At 40.1% G+C, this 1,806-nt stretch carries 1 protein-coding gene; it reads left to right on the forward strand.

Going from position 1 to position 1,806, the window contains the following annotated elements; translation table 11 throughout:
• Positions 1-117 precede the first annotated feature (117 nt).
• Positions 118-1,395 carry an IS110 family RNA-guided transposase gene (locus tag BUA88_RS15790; protein ID WP_072919722.1) on the forward strand — a complete coding sequence of 426 codons (1,278 nt, stop codon included), beginning with the start codon at positions 118-120 and terminating at the stop codon, positions 1,393-1,395.
• Positions 1,396-1,806 lie beyond the last annotated feature (411 nt).

Genomic DNA, 1,806 nt, shown 5'->3' on the forward strand with positions numbered 1-1,806 from the left:
GGAGCATTCCTGTTAGGGTAAAAATATCAGGTTTGTAAAAAATGAGTGCCTCTCATAGAATAATGATTGTTAACTTGCCGGTTAATAAAAATCATTGTTCAAAGGAGACACCCACAAATGAATTGTAAGCAGAATGAGAGAATCAATCAAGTAAAAGAATCAACTTTGGTAGTTGGAATTGATATAGGAAGTACTACACATTATGCCAGAGCCTTTGATTGGAGAGGCATTGAACTAGGTAAAGTTTTTAAGTTTAGCAACAGTCGAGAAGGTTTTGATAGCTTCAAGAATTGGATGCAGTGGTTACTAAATAAAAACAATAAGTCAGATGTGATAGTAGGAATTGAGCCAACTGGTCATTACTGGTTTGACCTTGGCGCTTATCTTGAGGATGGAGGCATCCTACTGGTTATGGTTAACCCTTATGCGGTAAAGCAGACCAAGGAACTGGATGATAACAGCCAAAGTAAAAATGATTGCAAAGATCCTAAGGTAATAGCAAAGCTTGTTATTGAAGGACGATATTCTGCTCCATATACACCAGACGGTGTTTATGCAGATTTAAGAGTGTTGACAACCAATCGTAAGCGAATCATTAGGGAACTTACCCAGATTAAAAATCGCATTGCAAGATGGTTTGCCATATATTTCCCTGAATATAAAGATGTTTTCAGGGATTATGAATCAGAAAGTAGCATGCTGGTGTTGCGAAAGGCATGTACGCCTGAAGCAATAGTAAATCTTGGACCTGAGGGTATAGACCAGATTTGGAGAGAAGTAAAGCTTAGAGCTGTTGGAAAGAAAAGAGCGGAGACTCTGTGGGAAACAGCAAAAAGAAGTATCGGTCTGAAGAAGGGAACTACCGCAGCAGAGTTTGAGATGAAGATGATGCTTGAGGATTATGATTACAAAATGACACAGCTAAATTCCATCATGGAAGAGATAGAAAGCTTGTGTAAGAAGATACCTGAAAGCGAGCAACTGCTTGCCATTAAAGGTATAGGATTAATCACTGTTGCTGGATTCTTGGCTGAAGTTGGTGACGTAAGACGTTTCGATTCACCACGGCAGATACAAAAGCTTGCAGGGCTTTCTCTTAGAGAGAATAGTTCAGGAAAGCATAAGGGACAAACGACCATAAGTAAAAGAGGTCGAAGTAAGCTACGAGCTGTGCTGTTCAATGCAGCAATCCCTTTAATAGCTACAAATCCAGAATTCAAAGCACTGCATAAGTATTACACAACAAGAGCACAGAATCCTTTAAAAAGGAAGCAATCAGTGATTGCAATCAGCTGTAAGCTGATAAGAGTTTTCTTTGCAATTTTAACTAAAGGTGTGACCTATGATCCAGCCAAGATGATGTCGGATATACATAGGCAGCCTGTAGCAGCATAAGAAAACAACTGTAAATTTCAGGAAGACGTCCGCCGAAAGGTGCTGGAATAAGCAGAAACTTTTTAAACAACATAGAGAGCCGTAGTCGGATTTTTTTCCATCAGAGCATCGACTCAGCGAGGGAGCATAATGACGCCCCTTTATGGATAAGCAGAACGAAGGAATTAAGGACCCTGGAATCAGGTGATCCCGTATGACATGGGAGGTTAGGCTGCCGTAAGGACTTGGGGATAAGAAGGGCCAATCATAGTGATAATAAGACGACGTCTTATTAAGTGCACCCCAAATACCTGTATATCCGTAGTTTTGGCCGTGGGGAATGGCATGGACTTAGATAGCTTCATCTATGTGACTATGAAAAAGTGAGAAAAAGTGAGTTAACAAGAGATAAAACAAGATTAATATGGGAGG

The sequence above is a fragment of the Pseudobutyrivibrio xylanivorans DSM 14809 genome, from assembly GCF_900141825.1.
Taxonomy (GTDB): Bacteria; Bacillota; Clostridia; order Lachnospirales; family Lachnospiraceae; genus Pseudobutyrivibrio; species Pseudobutyrivibrio xylanivorans.

Excerpts from the sequence above, each read along its gene's own strand:
- BUA88_RS15790 (WP_072919722.1), top strand. The coding sequence starts at position 118 with ATGAATTGTAAGCAGAATGAGAGAATCAATCAAGTAAAAGAATCAACT.